General features: G+C 61.7%; 14 protein-coding genes. 4 read left to right on the top strand and 10 right to left on the bottom strand.

All coding sequences use genetic code 11. The features are described from left to right. Positions 1–61 precede the first annotated feature (61 nt). Entirely contained in the window at positions 62–730 is a 669-nt protein-coding gene (locus tag AB7783_RS24145; RefSeq protein ID WP_441278983.1) for an O-methyltransferase, read from the bottom strand. Positions 731–820: 90 nt separating this feature from the next. Here AB7783_RS24145 and AB7783_RS24140 point away from each other — a divergent pair, with 90 nt between their 5' ends. Continuing rightward, entirely contained in the window at positions 821–1,459 is a 639-nt protein-coding gene (locus tag AB7783_RS24140; protein ID WP_441278982.1) for a TetR family transcriptional regulator, read from the top strand. Between the two features lie 109 nt (positions 1,460–1,568). Further along, positions 1,569–3,323 (top strand): alkaline phosphatase, encoded by a 1,755-nt coding sequence (locus AB7783_RS24135; protein WP_441278981.1) that lies wholly within the window; start codon positions 1,569–1,571, stop codon positions 3,321–3,323. Between the two features lie 118 nt (positions 3,324–3,441). On the opposite strand, the gene AB7783_RS24130 is transcribed toward AB7783_RS24135, so the two are convergent. After that, positions 3,442–4,521 (bottom strand): OmpA family protein, encoded by a 1,080-nt coding sequence (locus AB7783_RS24130; protein ID WP_441278980.1) that lies wholly within the window; start codon positions 4,519–4,521, stop codon positions 3,442–3,444. 65 nt (positions 4,522–4,586) lie between these two features. On the opposite strand from AB7783_RS24130, the gene AB7783_RS24125 reads away from it, so the two are divergent. Continuing rightward, entirely contained in the window at positions 4,587–5,483 is an 897-nt protein-coding gene (locus AB7783_RS24125; RefSeq protein WP_441278979.1) for a hypothetical protein, read from the top strand. Positions 5,484–5,679: 196 nt separating this feature from the next. On the opposite strand, the gene AB7783_RS24120 is transcribed toward AB7783_RS24125, so the two are convergent. Continuing rightward, positions 5,680–5,919 carry a hypothetical protein gene (locus tag AB7783_RS24120; RefSeq protein ID WP_089266509.1) on the bottom strand — a complete coding sequence of 80 codons (240 nt, stop codon included), beginning with the start codon at positions 5,917–5,919 and terminating at the stop codon, positions 5,680–5,682. Next, positions 5,920–6,405, bottom strand: coding sequence for a pyridoxamine 5'-phosphate oxidase family protein (locus tag AB7783_RS24115; protein WP_089266897.1), 486 nt, complete (start codon positions 6,403–6,405; stop codon positions 5,920–5,922). It lies immediately after the preceding gene. 149 nt (positions 6,406–6,554) lie between these two features. On the opposite strand from AB7783_RS24115, the gene AB7783_RS24110 reads away from it, so the two are divergent. After that, the gene (locus AB7783_RS24110) at positions 6,555–6,941 is read left to right on the top strand and encodes an MAPEG family protein (protein WP_441278978.1); all 387 of its coding nucleotides are present in this window, start codon (positions 6,555–6,557) and stop codon (positions 6,939–6,941) included. A 37-nt stretch (positions 6,942–6,978) separates the two neighbouring features. Here the strand turns inward: AB7783_RS24110 and AB7783_RS24105 are convergent, their stop codons facing one another. The 6 genes from AB7783_RS24105 to AB7783_RS24080 form a co-directional block, all read right to left on the bottom strand. Further along, a complete protein-coding gene (locus AB7783_RS24105; RefSeq protein WP_441278977.1) occupies positions 6,979–8,970 on the bottom strand; it encodes an ABC transporter ATP-binding protein/permease in 1,992 nt (663 codons plus the stop codon). Positions 8,971–9,030: 60 nt separating this feature from the next. Continuing rightward, positions 9,031–11,160 (bottom strand): ATP-binding protein, encoded by a 2,130-nt coding sequence (locus AB7783_RS24100; RefSeq protein ID WP_441278976.1) that lies wholly within the window; start codon positions 11,158–11,160, stop codon positions 9,031–9,033. Between the two features lie 99 nt (positions 11,161–11,259). Continuing rightward, the gene (locus AB7783_RS24095; RefSeq protein ID WP_093757930.1) at positions 11,260–12,033 is read right to left on the bottom strand and encodes an ABC transporter permease; all 774 of its coding nucleotides are present in this window, start codon (positions 12,031–12,033) and stop codon (positions 11,260–11,262) included. Further along, positions 12,030–12,818, bottom strand: coding sequence for an ABC transporter ATP-binding protein (locus AB7783_RS24090; RefSeq protein WP_441278975.1), 789 nt, complete (start codon positions 12,816–12,818; stop codon positions 12,030–12,032). The genes AB7783_RS24095 and AB7783_RS24090 overlap by 4 nt, the downstream gene beginning before the upstream one ends. Positions 12,819–12,848: 30 nt before the next feature. After that, the gene (locus tag AB7783_RS24085) at positions 12,849–13,865 is read right to left on the bottom strand and encodes an ABC transporter substrate-binding protein (protein WP_246297930.1); all 1,017 of its coding nucleotides are present in this window, start codon (positions 13,863–13,865) and stop codon (positions 12,849–12,851) included. A 389-nt stretch (positions 13,866–14,254) separates the two neighbouring features. After that, positions 14,255–15,568 (bottom strand): serine hydrolase domain-containing protein, encoded by a 1,314-nt coding sequence (locus tag AB7783_RS24080; RefSeq protein WP_441278974.1) that lies wholly within the window; start codon positions 15,566–15,568, stop codon positions 14,255–14,257. Positions 15,569–15,579: the final 11 nt, after the last annotated feature.

Raw genomic sequence — 15,579 nt, 5'->3', positions numbered from 1 at the left:
ACGTAGGATGGGTTGAGCGTAAGCAAAACCCATCCTACTTTGGCGTCTAGGTCTAGCACCTTCATCGCTGCATGCGCATCGACAGCTCGACATCATCGCCGAACGGGACCGACAGGTAACCATTCGCAGGAGTGCGGACATAAGCGAGATAGTCGGGGCTGTAATCCGCATTGTCAGCAATGACGAAAGCACCGGGCTTGAGGCGGCTTTCGACGATCGCAAGCACCTCCGGATAGAGCGCCTTGGCGCCATCGAGCAGCAGCAGATCGATCGTATCGGGCAGATCGACCCGCAACGCCTGCCACGCATCGCCTTCCCGAAATTCAACGAGATCGATCAGGCCGCCTTCGGCGAGATTCTGCCGCGCGATGACGATCTTCGAGGGTTCGAATTCGCTCGTGATCAAGCGGCCTCCGCCGTTGTCGTTCAGCGCAGCCGCCATATGCAGCGTCGAAATCCCGAATGACGTGCCAAATTCGACGATCATCCGGGCGCCGGTCGATCGCGCCAGCATATAGAGCAGCGCGCCGGTCGCGGGCGACACGGCGAGCGGGACGTCCTTGAACCGGCTGTAGAGATCGACATAGTCGGTCTTGCTCTGCATTATCCGCAGCCGATCGTCCTCAGACAGGTCGGCGACGGCCTGGCTGGTGCGGGACCGTGCGGCATCTGCTTCCTCAAAAAGACGCTTGAGAAGGGGAGCGACGGGATCCGTCGAGAGTGTGGTCATGATATTTCCTGCGAAAGCAGCGCTTGATTGCGCCTCTCTGCAAATACGAATATTTATTCGCATTCGCTAATCGCATTGCGGAGGCGGCAAATGGCGCGTCGCACAAGCCCTTCAATTCATTCGAGAAAACTGCCGCAACAGGCCCGCTCCGAAGAGCTGGTCAGCGCCATTCTCAAGGCTGCTATTCAGGTTTTGGCGAAAGAGGGATTTCACCGATTCACCACCGCGCGCGTGGCGGAGAAGGCCGGTGTCAGCGTCGGATCGCTGTATCAATACTTCCCGAACAAGGCGTCGATCCTGTTTCGTTTGCAGAGCGACGAATGGCGAGACACCAACGACATGCTCCGCCAGATCCTGGAAGATGAAGGCGCCTCGCCACCTGCGCGTCTCCGCAAACTGGTCCATGCCTTCATCAAATCAGAATGCGACGAAGCTGATATTCGCCACGCGCTCGGTGGCGCCGCGCCGCTCTACCGGGACGCCCCAGAGACCCGCAAGGCGAAAGCGGCAGGACGGCGTACATTCACGGCCTTTATCGCCCACGCCCTTTCAACGGCGACTGAGGAAAAGCGATCGCTCGTCGTCGATGTCATCACCTCGACTTTAAGCGGAGTAGGAAAGGACTTTTCCATGCGCCCCCGGTCCGTCGCGGAGATCGCAGCTTTCGCGGATGGGCTGGCAGATATGCTCTGCAGTTATCTTGAGAGCTCCGCGAACTATGAGACCTAGCATTTTGGCCTCCGTTCCGTTGGCACGGCCGCACGTCACCTGCCAGTCATCCAACTGTCGTAATGAAGGCCAGCGCCCTAAGCGGGCCGCCTCAGGGGGAATATTCATCATGACGAGAACCTTTATTGCGGCCGCTGCGACGCTGCTACTGACGAGCACCTCGCTGCCAGCACAGGCGATCTACCCGCTCGACCGCGCTGATATCCTCGCGGGCGCGAAATTCGACTTCAAGGTCGAGTTTCCCGAACTCGTTCAGGCCGCCGACATCAAGGTGACGATCAACGGCGCCGATCAGACCGCAGCGTTCGGCAAATCCGCGGACTACATCGCGAAGGAAGACGGCAAGGATCAGTCCGCGCTGCTGCTGCGCGACGTGACGCTCGACAAAGCCGGGACTTACAAGATCGAAGTCAGCGACGGCGTACACAGCCGCGCGGTGACGTGGAACGTCTACGATACCGGCCCGCGCAAGGCGAAGAATGTGATCCTGTTTATCGGCGACGGCATGTCGCTGGCGCACCGCGTCGGCGCCAGAATTCTTTCGAAGGGCATCACCGAAGGCAAGAGCCGCGGCAAGCTCGCGATGGACGACATGCCGCATATGGCGATGGTGGCAACGGCGGGCTCCGATTCCATCATCACCGATTCCGCGAATTCGGCCAGCGCCTATGCCACCGGCCACAAGACCGCAACCAATGCGATGGGCGTCTATGCGGATCGCACCGCGAATGTGTTCGACGATCCGCAGGTCGAAACCATCACCAGCCTCGCGAAGCGCAAGCTCGATCTGGCGATCGGCATTGTCACCAATACCGAGGTCGAGGACGCGACACCCGCTGCGATGATCGCGCATACCCGGCGCCGCGCGGCCTATGACGAGATCGTCGCGCAGTTCCTTGCGGCCAAGCCGGACGTGCTGATGGGCGGCGGCGCTGCGAATTTCCTGCCGCAGGCGGCCGCGGCTTCGAAGCGTAAGGATGACGTCGACTATGTCGCGCGCTTCCGCGATGCCGGTTATTCGGTGGCGACCACGGCGCCCGAACTGAACGGCCTCGCCAAGAAGCCGGAGACGCGCAAGCTGCTTGGACTTTTTACGCCTGGCAATATGGACGGCGTGCTGGACCGCAAGTTTCTCGGCGGTGGCGGCGTGAAGAAATTTCCGCAGCAGCCTGATTTGACCGAGCAGGTGCATGGCGCGCTCAAGGTGCTGTCGCGCAACGACAACGGCTTCTTCCTGATGGTCGAGTCCGGCCTGATCGACAAATACGCCCATCTGCTCGACATGGACCGCGCCGTCTATGACGTCATCATGCTCGACAATGCCGTGAAGCTCGCCCGCGACTGGGCAGGCAAGCGCGGCGACGACACGCTCATCCTCGTCGTCTCCGACCACAGCCATCCCAACAGCCTGGTCGGCACCGTCAATGACGACATGAGCAAGGAGTCAAACCTGCCGCTGCGCGAACGGCTTGGCGTCTATGAGAAGGCCGGCTTCCCGAACTATCCCGCGCCGGACGCCGAAGGCTATCCATCGCGCGTCGATGTCAGCCGGCGGCTTGCGATCATGTCGGCGAGCCTTCCCGATCACTACGAGACGCTGCGGCCGAAGCTCGACAACCCGAACGATCCGACCGAGAAGGGCGAAGAGCCCGGCACTTTCAAGGCCAACGAGAAATACAAGAATGCGCCGGGCAGCATGCTGCGGCTCGGCAATCTGCCGGCCATGATGGGCGCCAGCGTGCATTCCGGCGAGGACGTAATCCTCACCGCCACCGGCCCCGGCAGCGACCGTGTGAAGGGTTCGATGGACAATACGGAAGTGTTTCGCGTGATGGTGGATGCGTTGGGGCTGGCGGCGAAGTAGCAGCGTCTTTTCCCTCCCTCAAGCCGCGCAGTGGGGAGGGAAGCCATTGGCAGCAGCGTACTATCAAAACAAAAATGGCCGGGATCACTCCCGGCCATTTTCTTTCATCTCAAACCGCTCAGCGACGCGGCGGCGCGGTGCCTGGAGGCGGTGGCGGCAGCGAGGCCTGACCGCCATTCAGAAGCGGCGTGATGTTGCGGATCGTGACGCGGCGGTTCTGGCGCTCTGGACCGTCGGTCTGGATCTTCAGATACTGCTCGCCATAACCCTGCGACGTCAGGTTTTCCGCCGGCACCTGGAATTGCTGGGTGAGCAATTCTGCCGCCGACTGGGCGCGGCGATCCGACAGCGACAGATTGTCGACGTCGGAGCCGACCGCATCGGTGTGACCCTCGATCAGGAACACCGCTCGTGGATTGCGCGAGATCGCCCGGTTGAGACCATCTGCGATCACCTGCAGCTTCGAGGCCTGATCCGGCGGGATATCCCACGAGCCAAGTTCGAAGTTGATCGAGTCCAGATCGATCGACGGCATGCGCTGGCGCACCGTCGGGCTGTAGCGGATTTCATCGAGCGTATAGCGGCGCTCGATGCGATCCACCGGAGGCGCGATCAGCGTATCGTAGACAAGATCGGGCGAGGCCTGATCGTAGTCGACGATGTAACGGTTCTGCGGAATCCGGATCATCGGCGGCGGCAAATCGACATAGAAGCCAAGTCCACCCGGACCGCCGGGGCCACGCGGACCGCGGAACGAGTTATCGATGATGATGATCTCGCGTCCCTCACGATCCCTGCGGATACGTCGCAGCAGCTGGCCGTCGCGGCCGACCACCGTGATGATCTGCGAACCGTCGGGACGGATCACGATGGTCCGATCCTCACCGCCGACCCGATCCGTACGGATGTCACGCGCGCCGTAGCGGAAGCGATCGACCTCGTTGTGGCGGATGAACGACTGACCGCTCGGATCCTGCACGATGATGCGTCCAGGCTCGGTGATGATCGTGCGACCACCTTCCTGGCGCTCGCTGCGCTGGCCGCGGAAATCGCCCATGTTGCGCGGCCCCTGGGGGGCAGCGCCCGGTGCGATCGGCGTCAGCGCTACTGCCGGCGGCGGCGCCTGAGGGATCGGTGCCGTCACGGTCGGTGCGGGCGGCTGCACGACCTTGATGTTGCCGCCACCGGGGGCGACCACGAGAGGTGCAGCAGTGCTCGTGGGCGGCGCAGCGGCGGGCGCCGTAGCGTTGGGCGCGGTGCCGGGTGCACCGGGCGCGCCTGCGCCCGGACCACCAGGAGGACCACGGCGGCCATCCGAACCTCGTCCGTCAGGACCACGGCCATCAGGGCCACCGGGGCGACCAGACGGAGGCGCACCCGCAGCAGGCGGTGTGCCCGGCGCAGCCGGAGCTGCCGACGGCGCTGGTGCTGCTGCAGGAGGCGTTGACGCAGGGGGAGTCGCAGCCGCTGGCGGCGTTGCCGGTGTTGGAGCCGGTGTCGGCGCAGCAGCAGGTGCCTGCCGCGCGGCAGGCGGTGTTGCTGCAGGCGGTGTCGCCGGCGCTGCGGCTGGTGGCGTTGCAGGCGCGGGGCGTGCGCCGGCCGGCGGCGTTGCACCGGGTTCACGGCGCTCAGGACGCCCTTCGCCGGGCTCGCGACGTTCGGGACGCGCAGCGGGCGGCGTTGGCGCTGCCGGAGCTACAGGCGCAGCGGTGGGCGCTGGAGGTGCGGCGCGCGGGGCCGGAGGCGCGACGGGAGCCGGCGGCGGAGTTGGGCGCGGCGGCGGAGCGGCGGCCGGAGGAGGAGGCGTGGGGCGAGGCGGTGCAGCCGCAGGTGGTGGGGGTGGCGGCGGTGCCGGGCGTGGAGGAGCAGCTGCAGGCGGCGGTGCAGCAGGAGGCGCCGGAGGCGCGGGACGCGCAGCAGGAGGGGGAGCCGGTGGTGGCGGCGGTGGCGCCGCAGGGCGCGCGGCAGGCGGCGCAGCTGCTGGCGGAGCCTTGGGTGGTGCCTTCGGGGGAGCCTTGGGCTCGCCTTCAGGCGCAGCAGGTGCGGCCTGCGCGAGCACGATCGGCGCATCGACACTCGACGCATAAGCAGCGGTCGCTGCGATATGCGCAACGCCGAGCGTCGTCGTGGCCAGCAATACGAGACGAAGTTTTGTCATGATAGACCTTGGGCCCCCGGATAAGGATCTTCAACAAACTGATTTTTGTCGGCCGAACAAATCGGCACATTGATCAACTGATATGCATTGGGCCGGAATGTGGCGACAGGCAAATGCAAATTCGTTTTTATTTTCGACACGACAATGGCCCAAACGCGCTTTGTTCATTGCGCGTTCAGGCCATCGATCTGTAGTTCGCTACATCACTGCAGGCGGCTGCTGACCCGGATTGATATCAGGATTTGGCACCGGCATCTCATCAGGCACATCTCCAGGTAACTCTTCGGGTCGCGACGGCTCACCGGGATCGCGCACCGGCGGCGGTACCTCGGGCCGCGGATTGCCCGGCGGGCTCTCCTGCGGCGGTTCGGAGGGTTGACCGGGCTTGATCGGCGGATCCTCGACGGGATCGATGCCGGGTGAATCGTCTTTAGGCATCTAGATTGCGACCTTACGGTTGGTGCCGATGTCCGGACGCGTACCAGTCACAGCCGCAGCGGCCATCTTCACATAGCTGATCACAGTGCCCGGCGAGTCCCAGAACTCGGCATCGTCAGGCGTGAACTTCAGCACACGAATATTCGGATCTTCCGCGCTGTCCCACCACGCCTTTGCGGAGGTGGTGAACAGCTCCTTGATCTTGGCGCGATCGTTCGAGACGGCAGCAGTGCCGCTCACCGAGACATATTTCTGATCGCTCGCATCTGCGAAAGAGAGATTCACGTTCGGATTGCGCTTGATCTCATCATCCTTGTGTCTACGCGCATCGCTGAGGAAGTAGACCGCATCGGCTTCGCGATCCACATAGGCAGCCATCGGGCGCGCCCGCAGCTTGTCGCCATCATGCGTCACCAGCATGGCGAAGCCGATCTTCTTCATCAATTCCCAGGCACGTTCGATATCACGGGTATTGTCATTGGCCATCATCTGTCTCCCTTGGGGCTGAACTAACAACGGCGCGATCGATGCGATGTTCCGCGACAACGGGCCGGATGAAGGCGGGTTTGACAGCGGAACAGGAACCGCCCATCAAGACGCAGTTTGGCCATACTATTTTGACCTGGGGGATTTCGATGCCGTTCGCCTATTGGAGCATTCTGATTGCTGCACTGCTGCCGCTGATCATTATTGGTTATGCCAAAGCGGGATCGCGCGATAACAGCGCGCCGCGCGACAGCGCCGAAAACCTCTCAGGTGCCAAACGCCGCGCCTATGCTGCGCACCAGAATGCCTTCGAGAGCTTCCCGTTCTACGCTGTCTCGGTCATCGCCGCGCTGAACTTTGGCGCATCGGCGACGACCGTGAGCGTGCTGGCCGCGCTCTATCTCGCGTTTCGGATTGCGCACGCGCTGCTGTACATCGCGGATAAATCGTCGCTGCGCTCAGCCGCCTATGCCGGCGGGCTCTTCGCCAATATCGCGATATTCCTGTCGCCGGCGCTGAAGATCAACTTCTTCTAAGTCGAAACGCGCAGCAAGCACCTCATAGCGCATGGTGTCACGCCGCGCTCCTGGCCGGCTTACGCTGGCGCAGGAAGCGGCCGAGCAGACGGCGCTTACCCTTACGCGGGATGAGATCGATATCGCTGACCAGCCTGGCGCCGCCTTTGCGACGTTCCAGCACGATCTTGCGGCTGTGGAAGGCTTCAAGCTCGACTCGATGCGCGACCGATACAACCGTGGCGTTGGGCAGCTCCTTGGTGAGCAGCTCCATCATCTTGTCCTGGCTCTTCGCGTCCAGCGCCGATGTCGCTTCGTCCAGCACAATGATATCAGGGCAGTGCAAAAACAGCCGCGCGAAAGCGAGACGCTGCTTCTCGCCGCCGGACAGTGTCTGGTCCCACGGTGCATCCTCCTCGATCTTCTCCTTGAGATGGCCGAGCCCGACCTTGTCGAGGGCCTCGCCGATCTGCTCGACGGTCCAGTCCTCAGACGCCGCGGGATAGGCGGCTGCGCGGCGCAGGGTGCCTGACGGCACATAGGGCTTCTGCGGCAGCATAAAGAGCCGCCGGTCCGGATGGAAATTGACGCTGCCACCACCCCATGGCCACAGGCCCGCAATGGCGCGCACCAGCGTGCTTTTGCCGGTGCCGGACTCGCCCGCGACAAGCAAACGTTCACCAGGCTCGATCTTCACTTCGGCGTCGCCGACGACGGCAGTGCCGTCGTCGAGCGTCACGGAGAGATCATGCAGGCTCAGCATCGTCTCATCCGTCGTTTCGCCGCGCTTGATACGGCCGATACCGTCACCAAGCTCGGCGCGTTCGAGACCATCCAGCGACATCATCAGCGAGGCGATGCGGCGCGCGCAGGCGTTCCAATCGGCAAGGCGCGGATAGTTGTCGACCAGCCAGCCGAATGCACTCTGCACGATGGTGAACGCAGACGCCGCCTGCATCACCTGACCGAGCGACATGCTGCCGTCGAGAAATTTCGGCGCGCACAGCAGCAGCGGTACGACGGGCGCGATCAGGCTCGAGCCCTGCGACACCAGCGTGGTGCGCATATGCTGTCCGGCGAGACGCGCCCATTGTTTGAGGACATTGCCGAAGGTCTTGTCGATCCCGTCGCGCTCTTCTTCCTCGCCGCCGAGCAGCGCGATGCTCTCGCCGTTCTCGCGCACGCGGGTGAGCGCATAACGATACTCGGCCTCGGCCTGGTTCTTGTCCTCGGAGATCTGCACGAAACGGCGGCCGATTACCATGATCGAGCCGGATGCGATGGCGGCATAGATGATCGCGGCAATCACGAGGAAGCCGGGAATGGTGATGACGCTGCCGCCCACCGTCAGCGTCAGCGCGCCGCCGATGGTCCACAGCACGACGATGAAGGTGGTGGCGGACAGAAATGCCGCGATGACGCCGGAGACGAAGTCGACGGGCGAGTCGGTCGCGATGCGCAGATCCTCGGCGATCCGATATTCGGGATTCTGGTGATCGCCACCGACAAGATTGAGCTGATAATAGCGACCGCTGGTGAGCCAGCGCGACACCACAGAATTGGTCAGCCATGCGCGCCAGCGACGCTGGATACCCATGCGGCCATAGACCTGCGCGACGCCAAGTAGCACGCTGCCGATGGCGAGCGGAAAGAACACGCCGGTGAGATGAAACACGCTGGCCGCATCGCGTTTCTCGATGGCGTCGAAGATCGCGCGGTTCCAGACATTGATGCCGTATTGAAACGCCACATTGGCGACGATGAGCAGCAGCAGCCCGACCGAGAACACCCAGGCTAGTCTGTCGCCCGACTTGCCCCAGAAGCCGCGCGCGCTGATCCAGAACCGCGTCAGGAGATAATCCTTGCGCACCTGCTCGGCTTCTTCCGGCGTCAGGTCCGGATCGGGCTCGACGACTTCAGGCGGCGGCGGCTCGATATGCTTGCCGTCCTCGCCAACGACCCCGACAATCGGCCCCTTCGCGTCGGATGCGTCAGAGACGGACTTGGGATTGGATTCGGGCTTGGAATCGTTAACAGACTGCTTGTTCATGGCGCGATAACGCCAGGAAAATCAGAAGGTTCCCGCCAGTTCCATCGGGTTCCCGGCGACTCAGACGGCTTCGCGCTGAGCCTTGCGCCATGTGCCGGCCTTGGTGAGCACCCGCGACAATTGCTCGATCGAATAGGGCTTATGCAGCAGCTCGAACCCGAAGGTGCCGTTCTGCGCAAGCACGTGACTGTAGCCGGAGGTCAGCACCACCGGCAGATCCGGATAGAGTTTTCGAATCTCCTGCGCCAGTTCGATGCCGGTCATTCCAGGCATCACGACATCGGAGAACACGACGTCATAGTGCGTGGCATGACGGGCGAGTTCGACGAGCGCTTCCTGAGCGTTCGGCCGCAACACCGTGGTGTAGCCAAGCTCGCTCAGCGCATCGGTCGCAAAAGTCCCGACGTCGCGATTGTCCTCCACCACCAGCACCGACATGCCGTGGCCATCGACGACGGGCGCTTCGCTCGCCGACAGCGCCGGCGCGATGCTGTCGCCGGAGACGCGCGGCAGATAAAGCGTGAAAGTGCTGCCCTTGCCGACTTCGCTGGCGACCACGACCTCACCGCCGGATTGTTTGGCAAAGCCGAACACCTGCGAAAGTCCGAGGCCTGTGCCCTGCCCGACTTCCTTGGTCGTATAGAATGGCTCGAAGATGTGCTCGAACTGATCGGCAGGAATACCGCTGCCAGTGTCGGATACTGAGATCGCCACATAGCCGTCAGACCTCAGGGCAAGCGCAACGGGGACTTGCTCTGCCGCGCTGACGGCGATCGTCAGCCGCCCCTCGCCCGCCATGGCATCGCGCGCGTTAACCGCGATGTTGATCAACGCGGTTTCGAACTGGCCGATATCGGCATCCACAAACAACGCCTCATCGGGCACATGGGTCATAATTTCGATGGGCGCCCCCGTCAGCGTGCCGATAATCTCGCTCACCGAATGCACGCATTGGCCGACGTCGAATACTTCAGGCTTCAGCGTCTGGCGCCGCGCAAAGGCCAGCAATTGCGCTGTCAGCTTGGCGGCGCGATTCACTGTTTCGGAGATCGCTGCAATGTAGCGGGCACGACGATCTAGCGAGAGATCGGGCCGTTGCAGCAAATCGACTGACGAGCGGATCACGGTGAGGAGATTGTTGAAGTCATGCGCGACGCCGCCAGTCAACTGGCCGAGTGCTTCGAGCCGCTGGCCATGTTTCAGCGCTTCTTCGGCCTCACGCCGTTTCATCGCTTCGAAATTAAGCCGGCGGGTGCGACGGATCGCGAATGCCAGCAACAGGAACAGCAATGCCGTCGCAGGAACGCCGAAGATCAGATGATAGCTGATGGTGCGCAGCCAGCGCGCACGGATCGCTGACGTCTCAAGACCTGCCGCGACATAGACCGGATAGCCGGCGAGCTGCTGATAGCCGATACGGCGCTCGACATTGTCGCCGGGCGAGACAAGCGTGACCAGTCCTCCAGCAGGATGGGCCGACAGGGTGCGGCCCACGGGCCCCTTGGGATCGAGACGCACCTCACGATCGAGCTGCGGATAACGTGCCAGGATCGAACCATCGGTGAGACCAAGCGCAAAGAAGCTCCCGGCATCGTGGCCGATGCGCGCATAGAAACGATCGAAATATTCCGGAAAGACAGAGGCCTGCACCACGCCGGCGAAGCTGCCGTCGGCCGAGACCCGCCTGCGGCTCACACCAAAGAACGGCGCCCCCTGATAGGGCGGGCGCGGCAACAATGATTGACCGATGAACGTGCCGGCATCACCTGCGATATGGACCCTGTAATAATCGCGATCAGAGAAATCGAGATCCGGCAGCGTTAGATCCAGACTGTTGACCAGCGCGCGACCTTTATTGTCGAACACCCAAACCGACTTCAGCTGCGGCAGCGCATCGGTGAGCTGCTTCAACCGGCCCGCCATCTGGTCCGATTGCGCACGCAGCTCGTCGTCGGATTTACCGCGCACGATCTCGTTCATTTCGGACAGGCTGCGATCGATGGTCTCGAACACTTTCAACGCGTGTTCATGTGCCACATCGAGCGCGCGCTCGATCTCGCGGTCGGCGATCTCGCGCGTCGACACCCACGACGTCGCCGCCGCAAACAGAAACAGTGCAAGCGGAAGGGCCAGCGATGCAGCCATCATCCATTGCAGCGTTCTCAACGAATTTTGGTGTTCGGTCTTCACAGCACCTGCCCGACTCCCTGCAGTCTAGCGCAAGGGCGGTGTCTCACCAACCGCTCCGCGGGCGGGAACCCGCCGTGGGCGGGAGGAGGTCCTGTGGCGTTAGCCGGCCGCGCTCATTTGCGACCGGAAGGCCCATTTGGTGAAATGCTGCTCGATCCCCGCGAAGACCGCGTACATGAGCACGCCTTCAAAGGCGAGCAGCAGCAAGGCGGCGTAGACATTCGCCATACGGAAGCTGGCACCCTCCAGCGCGATCAGATAGCCAAGCCCGGCATTGGCGCCGAGCGTCTCCGACACGACGGTACCGACGAAAGCCAGCGTGATGGCGATCTTCAGCGAGCCGAAGAAATATGGCAGCGCACGTGGAATGCCGACCTTGAGCATAATGTCGAGCTTGCCAGCGCCGAGGGCCCGCAACACGTCCTCAAGTTCCGGCTCGGTGGTCGCCAGACCCGTGGCGATATTGACCACGATCGGAAAGAACGAAATCAGGAAGGCGGTGACGATTGCCGGCACTTCGCCGATGCCGAACCACAGGATCAGCAGCGGGACAATGGCGACCTTCGGGATCGTGTTGAAGCCGATCATCACGGGATAGAGCCCGCGATAGATCGCCCGCGACCAGCCCACGACGAGACCGAGAATGATGCCGAAGCCCACGGCCAGGGCAAATCCGACCATGGTCACCCAGAGCGTGACCCAGGAATGATAGAGAAACACACGCCAGAGTTTGAACATCGCCGCAAAGGCGGCCGATGGCGGCTGCAGCACCGACGTGTTGACCTTGAAGACGATGCAGGCCAGCTCCCAGACCAGGAAGATGGCAATGGTGAAGAGCCAGGGCGAAAGCTTTTCGAGAGTCCGCGGGTTCATGACTGGCGCACCTGTGCGATCTTCATGCGCAGCTCCATCACGATGTCGCCGAAATCCTTTTCATAGGTCACCTGCAGATCGCGCGGGCGCGGGAAATCCACTGGCTTGATCTGGACGATGTGACCGGGGCGCGCGCTCATGACGTAGATATTGTCGGCGAGGAACGCCGCCTCGCGCAGATCGTGCGTCACCAGAATCACCGTGAAGCCCAGTCGCTGCCAGAGATCGCGCAGCACGCACCACAGCTCCTCGCGCGTGAACGCGTCGAGGGCGGCGAAGGGCTCGTCGAGCATCAGCAGCGCCGGCTCGTGGATCAGCGAGCGGCACAGCGACACGCGCTGCTGCATGCCGCCGGACAATTCCCAGGGATAACGGTCGCTGAAGCCGGCGAGACCGACGGTAGCCAGAAGCTGCTCGGCCTTGGCGCGGAACTCCACTTTCTTGGAACGAAACTGCGAGCGATGTGGTTCTACGATTTCCAGCGGCAGCAGGACGTTGTCGATCACCTTGCGCCACGGCAGCATGTTGGCGTTCTGGAACGCCATGCCGGCCATTTTGACCGAGCCTGTCACCTGTTTGCCGTCGATGGCGATAGTGCCGGCCGTCGGCTTGTGCAGGCCCGTGACAAGCCGCATCAAGGTGGACTTGCCGCAGCCGGAGGGGCCGACCACCGCGGCGAATTCGCCGCGCTGGACTTTGAGCGTCGCATCCTGGAGCGCGACAATGTCACCCGAGGCGCCACGGTATTTGAGCGTGACGCCGTCGATATCTACGAACGCTTCCATGCGCGACGACCTGGCCTTCTGTCGTGACGCTTAGAATTTTCGCGCGTCGGCTGGGGGCAGATATTCCGAGGTGAACAGATCCCCTGCCTTCGGCTTCGGATTCTTGAACTCGTAGGTCACGGCGATCTGATCGATAGCATCCGTCATGCGCTTCTCGTCGATGCCGCCGACGCCATTGGCCTTCACCCACGGGGTCACGAAGTTGTCCTTCAGCGACATCTTGAGACGGGCGAGTTCGATCTTCTCGTCGGCGGTCTCGTTGCGCTTCATCACCGACTTGATGGCCGTGTCGGGGTCCTTGATGGTGTCGATGATGCCTTTGACAGTTGCGCGCACGAAGCCAGCGACGAGTTTCGGATTGGCCTTTGCGAATTCGGGGTTCACCATGATGGCGTTGCCATAAAGCACGATGCCGTAGTCCGACATCAGCATCACCTTGATGTCCTTCTCGGCGATGCCCTTGGACATCAGGTTGAAGTAGGACGAGAACGAGAAGCCGGTGATCGCATCGACTTTGCCGTCGGCGAGCATCGGCTCGCGTACCGGGAAGCCGACATTCTCGATCTTCACCTTGCTGTCGTCGATCTTGTTTTCTTTGACGAAGGCCTTCCACTGCGCGAAGGCGCCGTCCGGCGCCGGTGCGCCGAGGATCTTGCCTTCGAGGTCCTTCGGCCCATTGATGCCGGACTTCGCGATGCTGACAATCGAGAAGGGCGGCTTGTCATAAACCATGAGGACGCCCTTGACGTCCTTGTCCGGATTCTGGTCGCGGAAGCGCGCCAGCGAATTGATGTCGAAGAAGCCGATCGGATAGGTGCCCGCCGCGACCCGCGCGATGCCGGCGACCGAGCCTGGACCGGAGTCGATGGTCACGTTGAGGCCTTCGGCCTTGTAGTAGCCCTTGTCGAGCGCAACGAAATACGGCGCGGACGGACCTTCGAATTTCCAGTCGAGCGCGAATTTGACATCGGTGTCGGCGCTCGCAGATAGCGCAGACGCCAGCAGCGCTGCACCCGCCATGACGCTCAAACCCAGCTGACGAAACATGAAAAACTCCCCCTGATCAATTATCAGGCACAGGCTAGCACAGCCCGTGCCAACCTTGGCGAGTCCCCTTTTCAACGAGAAATAGCGCCGCGGCTCCGAGGGATCGGGTTCGAGGAGGCAATATGCTTAAATCGTGAGCAAAAAAGAACACCGGCCTGCTTGCGCAGACCGGTGTCCTGATCGGTGTCTGAGGACAGCCCACTCAAAGTCCGTGAGTTCATATCTCATGATTCGAGGCCCCGGTTCGGGAGCTTGAATCATGCCTATCTTAGTATTTGCAACGCCGACTTGAGGTCCGAAATGAGTCGGATAGCGGACATTCCGCAGACATGTCAAAAGCGACGCGAATAACCAACAGCGGTCGATGCCGGGTCTGCCGCGAGCTATTGTCAGCCTAGCTGATCGACCAGTGCCGACCATAGGGCCCATGGCTCCGCTCGATGTACCGGGTCCTCAATTGCAGTGTGCACCATGACAATCTTAGAGGGCGGATCAACGCAAATATACTGGCCCTTGTATCCTAACAACGCGAACTGTCGCCTCTCGCCGGGAAACAGCCACAAGAGATAACCGTAGCCAAATCCTTTCGTCGCCGCGCCCGGCAGCAAATAGCGATCCGAGGCTCGGACTGTTGTTGCATCAATCATCCATTGCGCCGGAGCGATTTGCTTGCCATCCCATGCGCCATCATGCGCCAGCAAGCGCCCAAGCCGGGCGTAATCGCGCAGAACGGCATTGAAGCCAAAGTGCCCTAGTTCAAATCCTTCTGCGTCTATCAACCAATTAGCATCGGCTTCCGCGCCGATAGGCTCCCACACTTTCTCGCGCAGATAATCGGAGGCTGACTTGTTGACAGCACCTTGAAGCACCATGCCGAGCACGTCGGCTTCGATGCTGGCGTAGTAAAATCTCGTTCCCGATGGGGCGATACGATGATTGAATTGCACGATGCTCTTAACAGTGCCCAACTTCCATTCCGGGAACGCGATCCCCATGCCGTTCCACAGGCGATTAAGGTCGCGTCCTCCATCTCTCGTTTCACCGAAATCGACGCCGGAAGACATGTGCAACAGATCGCGGATTGGTGTCCTGCCGTACTCGGTACCTACAAAGCCCGGCACATAGATTTCAGGGGTATCATCGACCGACTTAATCGCACCCTCTGAGATAGCGATGCCGATCAACAGTCCGGTTATTGACTTGACCATCGACTGGGACACGAACCGATCTTGATCAGTTCGCGCGTACTGATAGCGCTCGAAGATAATCTGATCGTCCTTGGCGATCAGCAGCCCAGTAACCGGATTGCGCGACATGTAGTCGAGGGGAGAAAACTTGCTTCCCTGAAAATTGTAGTAAACTTCCGCCTTTGAGCACTTGAACTTCCAAGGCATCATAGATCGCTTGATGAGCCGTGTAGGATAGATTCGGTCGATGTGGGTAAATGCACCGACACGGTGTCTTGGCTCCCAAGGGCCGCCTTGCCTCCGCGCTTCCCCAATGTCGGGAAGGGGATAGCCATCTTTTGCGCCGTAAAGCTCGGCGTTTGGACCTGTTGTGGAGAAAATCGGACCAGTGCAGTCTTGCGACGCGTCGGGGAATGTTGGTTCTGCGGTTGCGAAGATGGGGCCGCCCATCGAACAGGCGAGTGTAGCAACCAGGGATGAAACGGCCCTACGACGAGAATATTGCTGCGCCGACATGCAGTCCTCCA

It is taken from the genome of Tardiphaga sp. 172_B4_N1_3, from assembly GCF_052076035.1.
GTDB classification, from domain to species: Bacteria; Pseudomonadota; Alphaproteobacteria; order Rhizobiales; family Xanthobacteraceae; genus Tardiphaga; species Tardiphaga robiniae.
The sequence above is the reverse complement of the archived record's forward strand: the minus strand, read 5'-3'. Positions and strand labels throughout refer to the sequence as shown.

Excerpts from the sequence above, each read along its gene's own strand:
- AB7783_RS24145 (WP_441278983.1), bottom strand. The coding sequence starts at position 730 with ATGACCACACTCTCGACGGATCCCGTCGCTCCCCTTCTCAAGCGTCTT.
- AB7783_RS24140 (WP_441278982.1), top strand. The coding sequence starts at position 821 with ATGGCGCGTCGCACAAGCCCTTCAATTCATTCGAGAAAACTGCCGCAA.
- AB7783_RS24135 (WP_441278981.1), top strand. The coding sequence starts at position 1,569 with ATGACGAGAACCTTTATTGCGGCCGCTGCGACGCTGCTACTGACGAGC.
- AB7783_RS24120 (WP_089266509.1), bottom strand. The coding sequence starts at position 5,919 with ATGCCTAAAGACGATTCACCCGGCATCGATCCCGTCGAGGATCCGCCG.
- AB7783_RS24115 (WP_089266897.1), bottom strand. The coding sequence starts at position 6,405 with ATGGCCAATGACAATACCCGTGATATCGAACGTGCCTGGGAATTGATG.
- AB7783_RS24110 (WP_441278978.1), top strand. The coding sequence starts at position 6,555 with ATGCCGTTCGCCTATTGGAGCATTCTGATTGCTGCACTGCTGCCGCTG.
- AB7783_RS24105 (WP_441278977.1), bottom strand. The coding sequence starts at position 8,970 with ATGAACAAGCAGTCTGTTAACGATTCCAAGCCCGAATCCAATCCCAAG.
- AB7783_RS24095 (WP_093757930.1), bottom strand. The coding sequence starts at position 12,033 with ATGAACCCGCGGACTCTCGAAAAGCTTTCGCCCTGGCTCTTCACCATT.
- AB7783_RS24090 (WP_441278975.1), bottom strand. The coding sequence starts at position 12,818 with ATGGAAGCGTTCGTAGATATCGACGGCGTCACGCTCAAATACCGTGGC.
- AB7783_RS24085 (WP_246297930.1), bottom strand. The coding sequence starts at position 13,865 with ATGTTTCGTCAGCTGGGTTTGAGCGTCATGGCGGGTGCAGCGCTGCTG.
- AB7783_RS24080 (WP_441278974.1), bottom strand. The coding sequence starts at position 15,568 with ATGTCGGCGCAGCAATATTCTCGTCGTAGGGCCGTTTCATCCCTGGTT.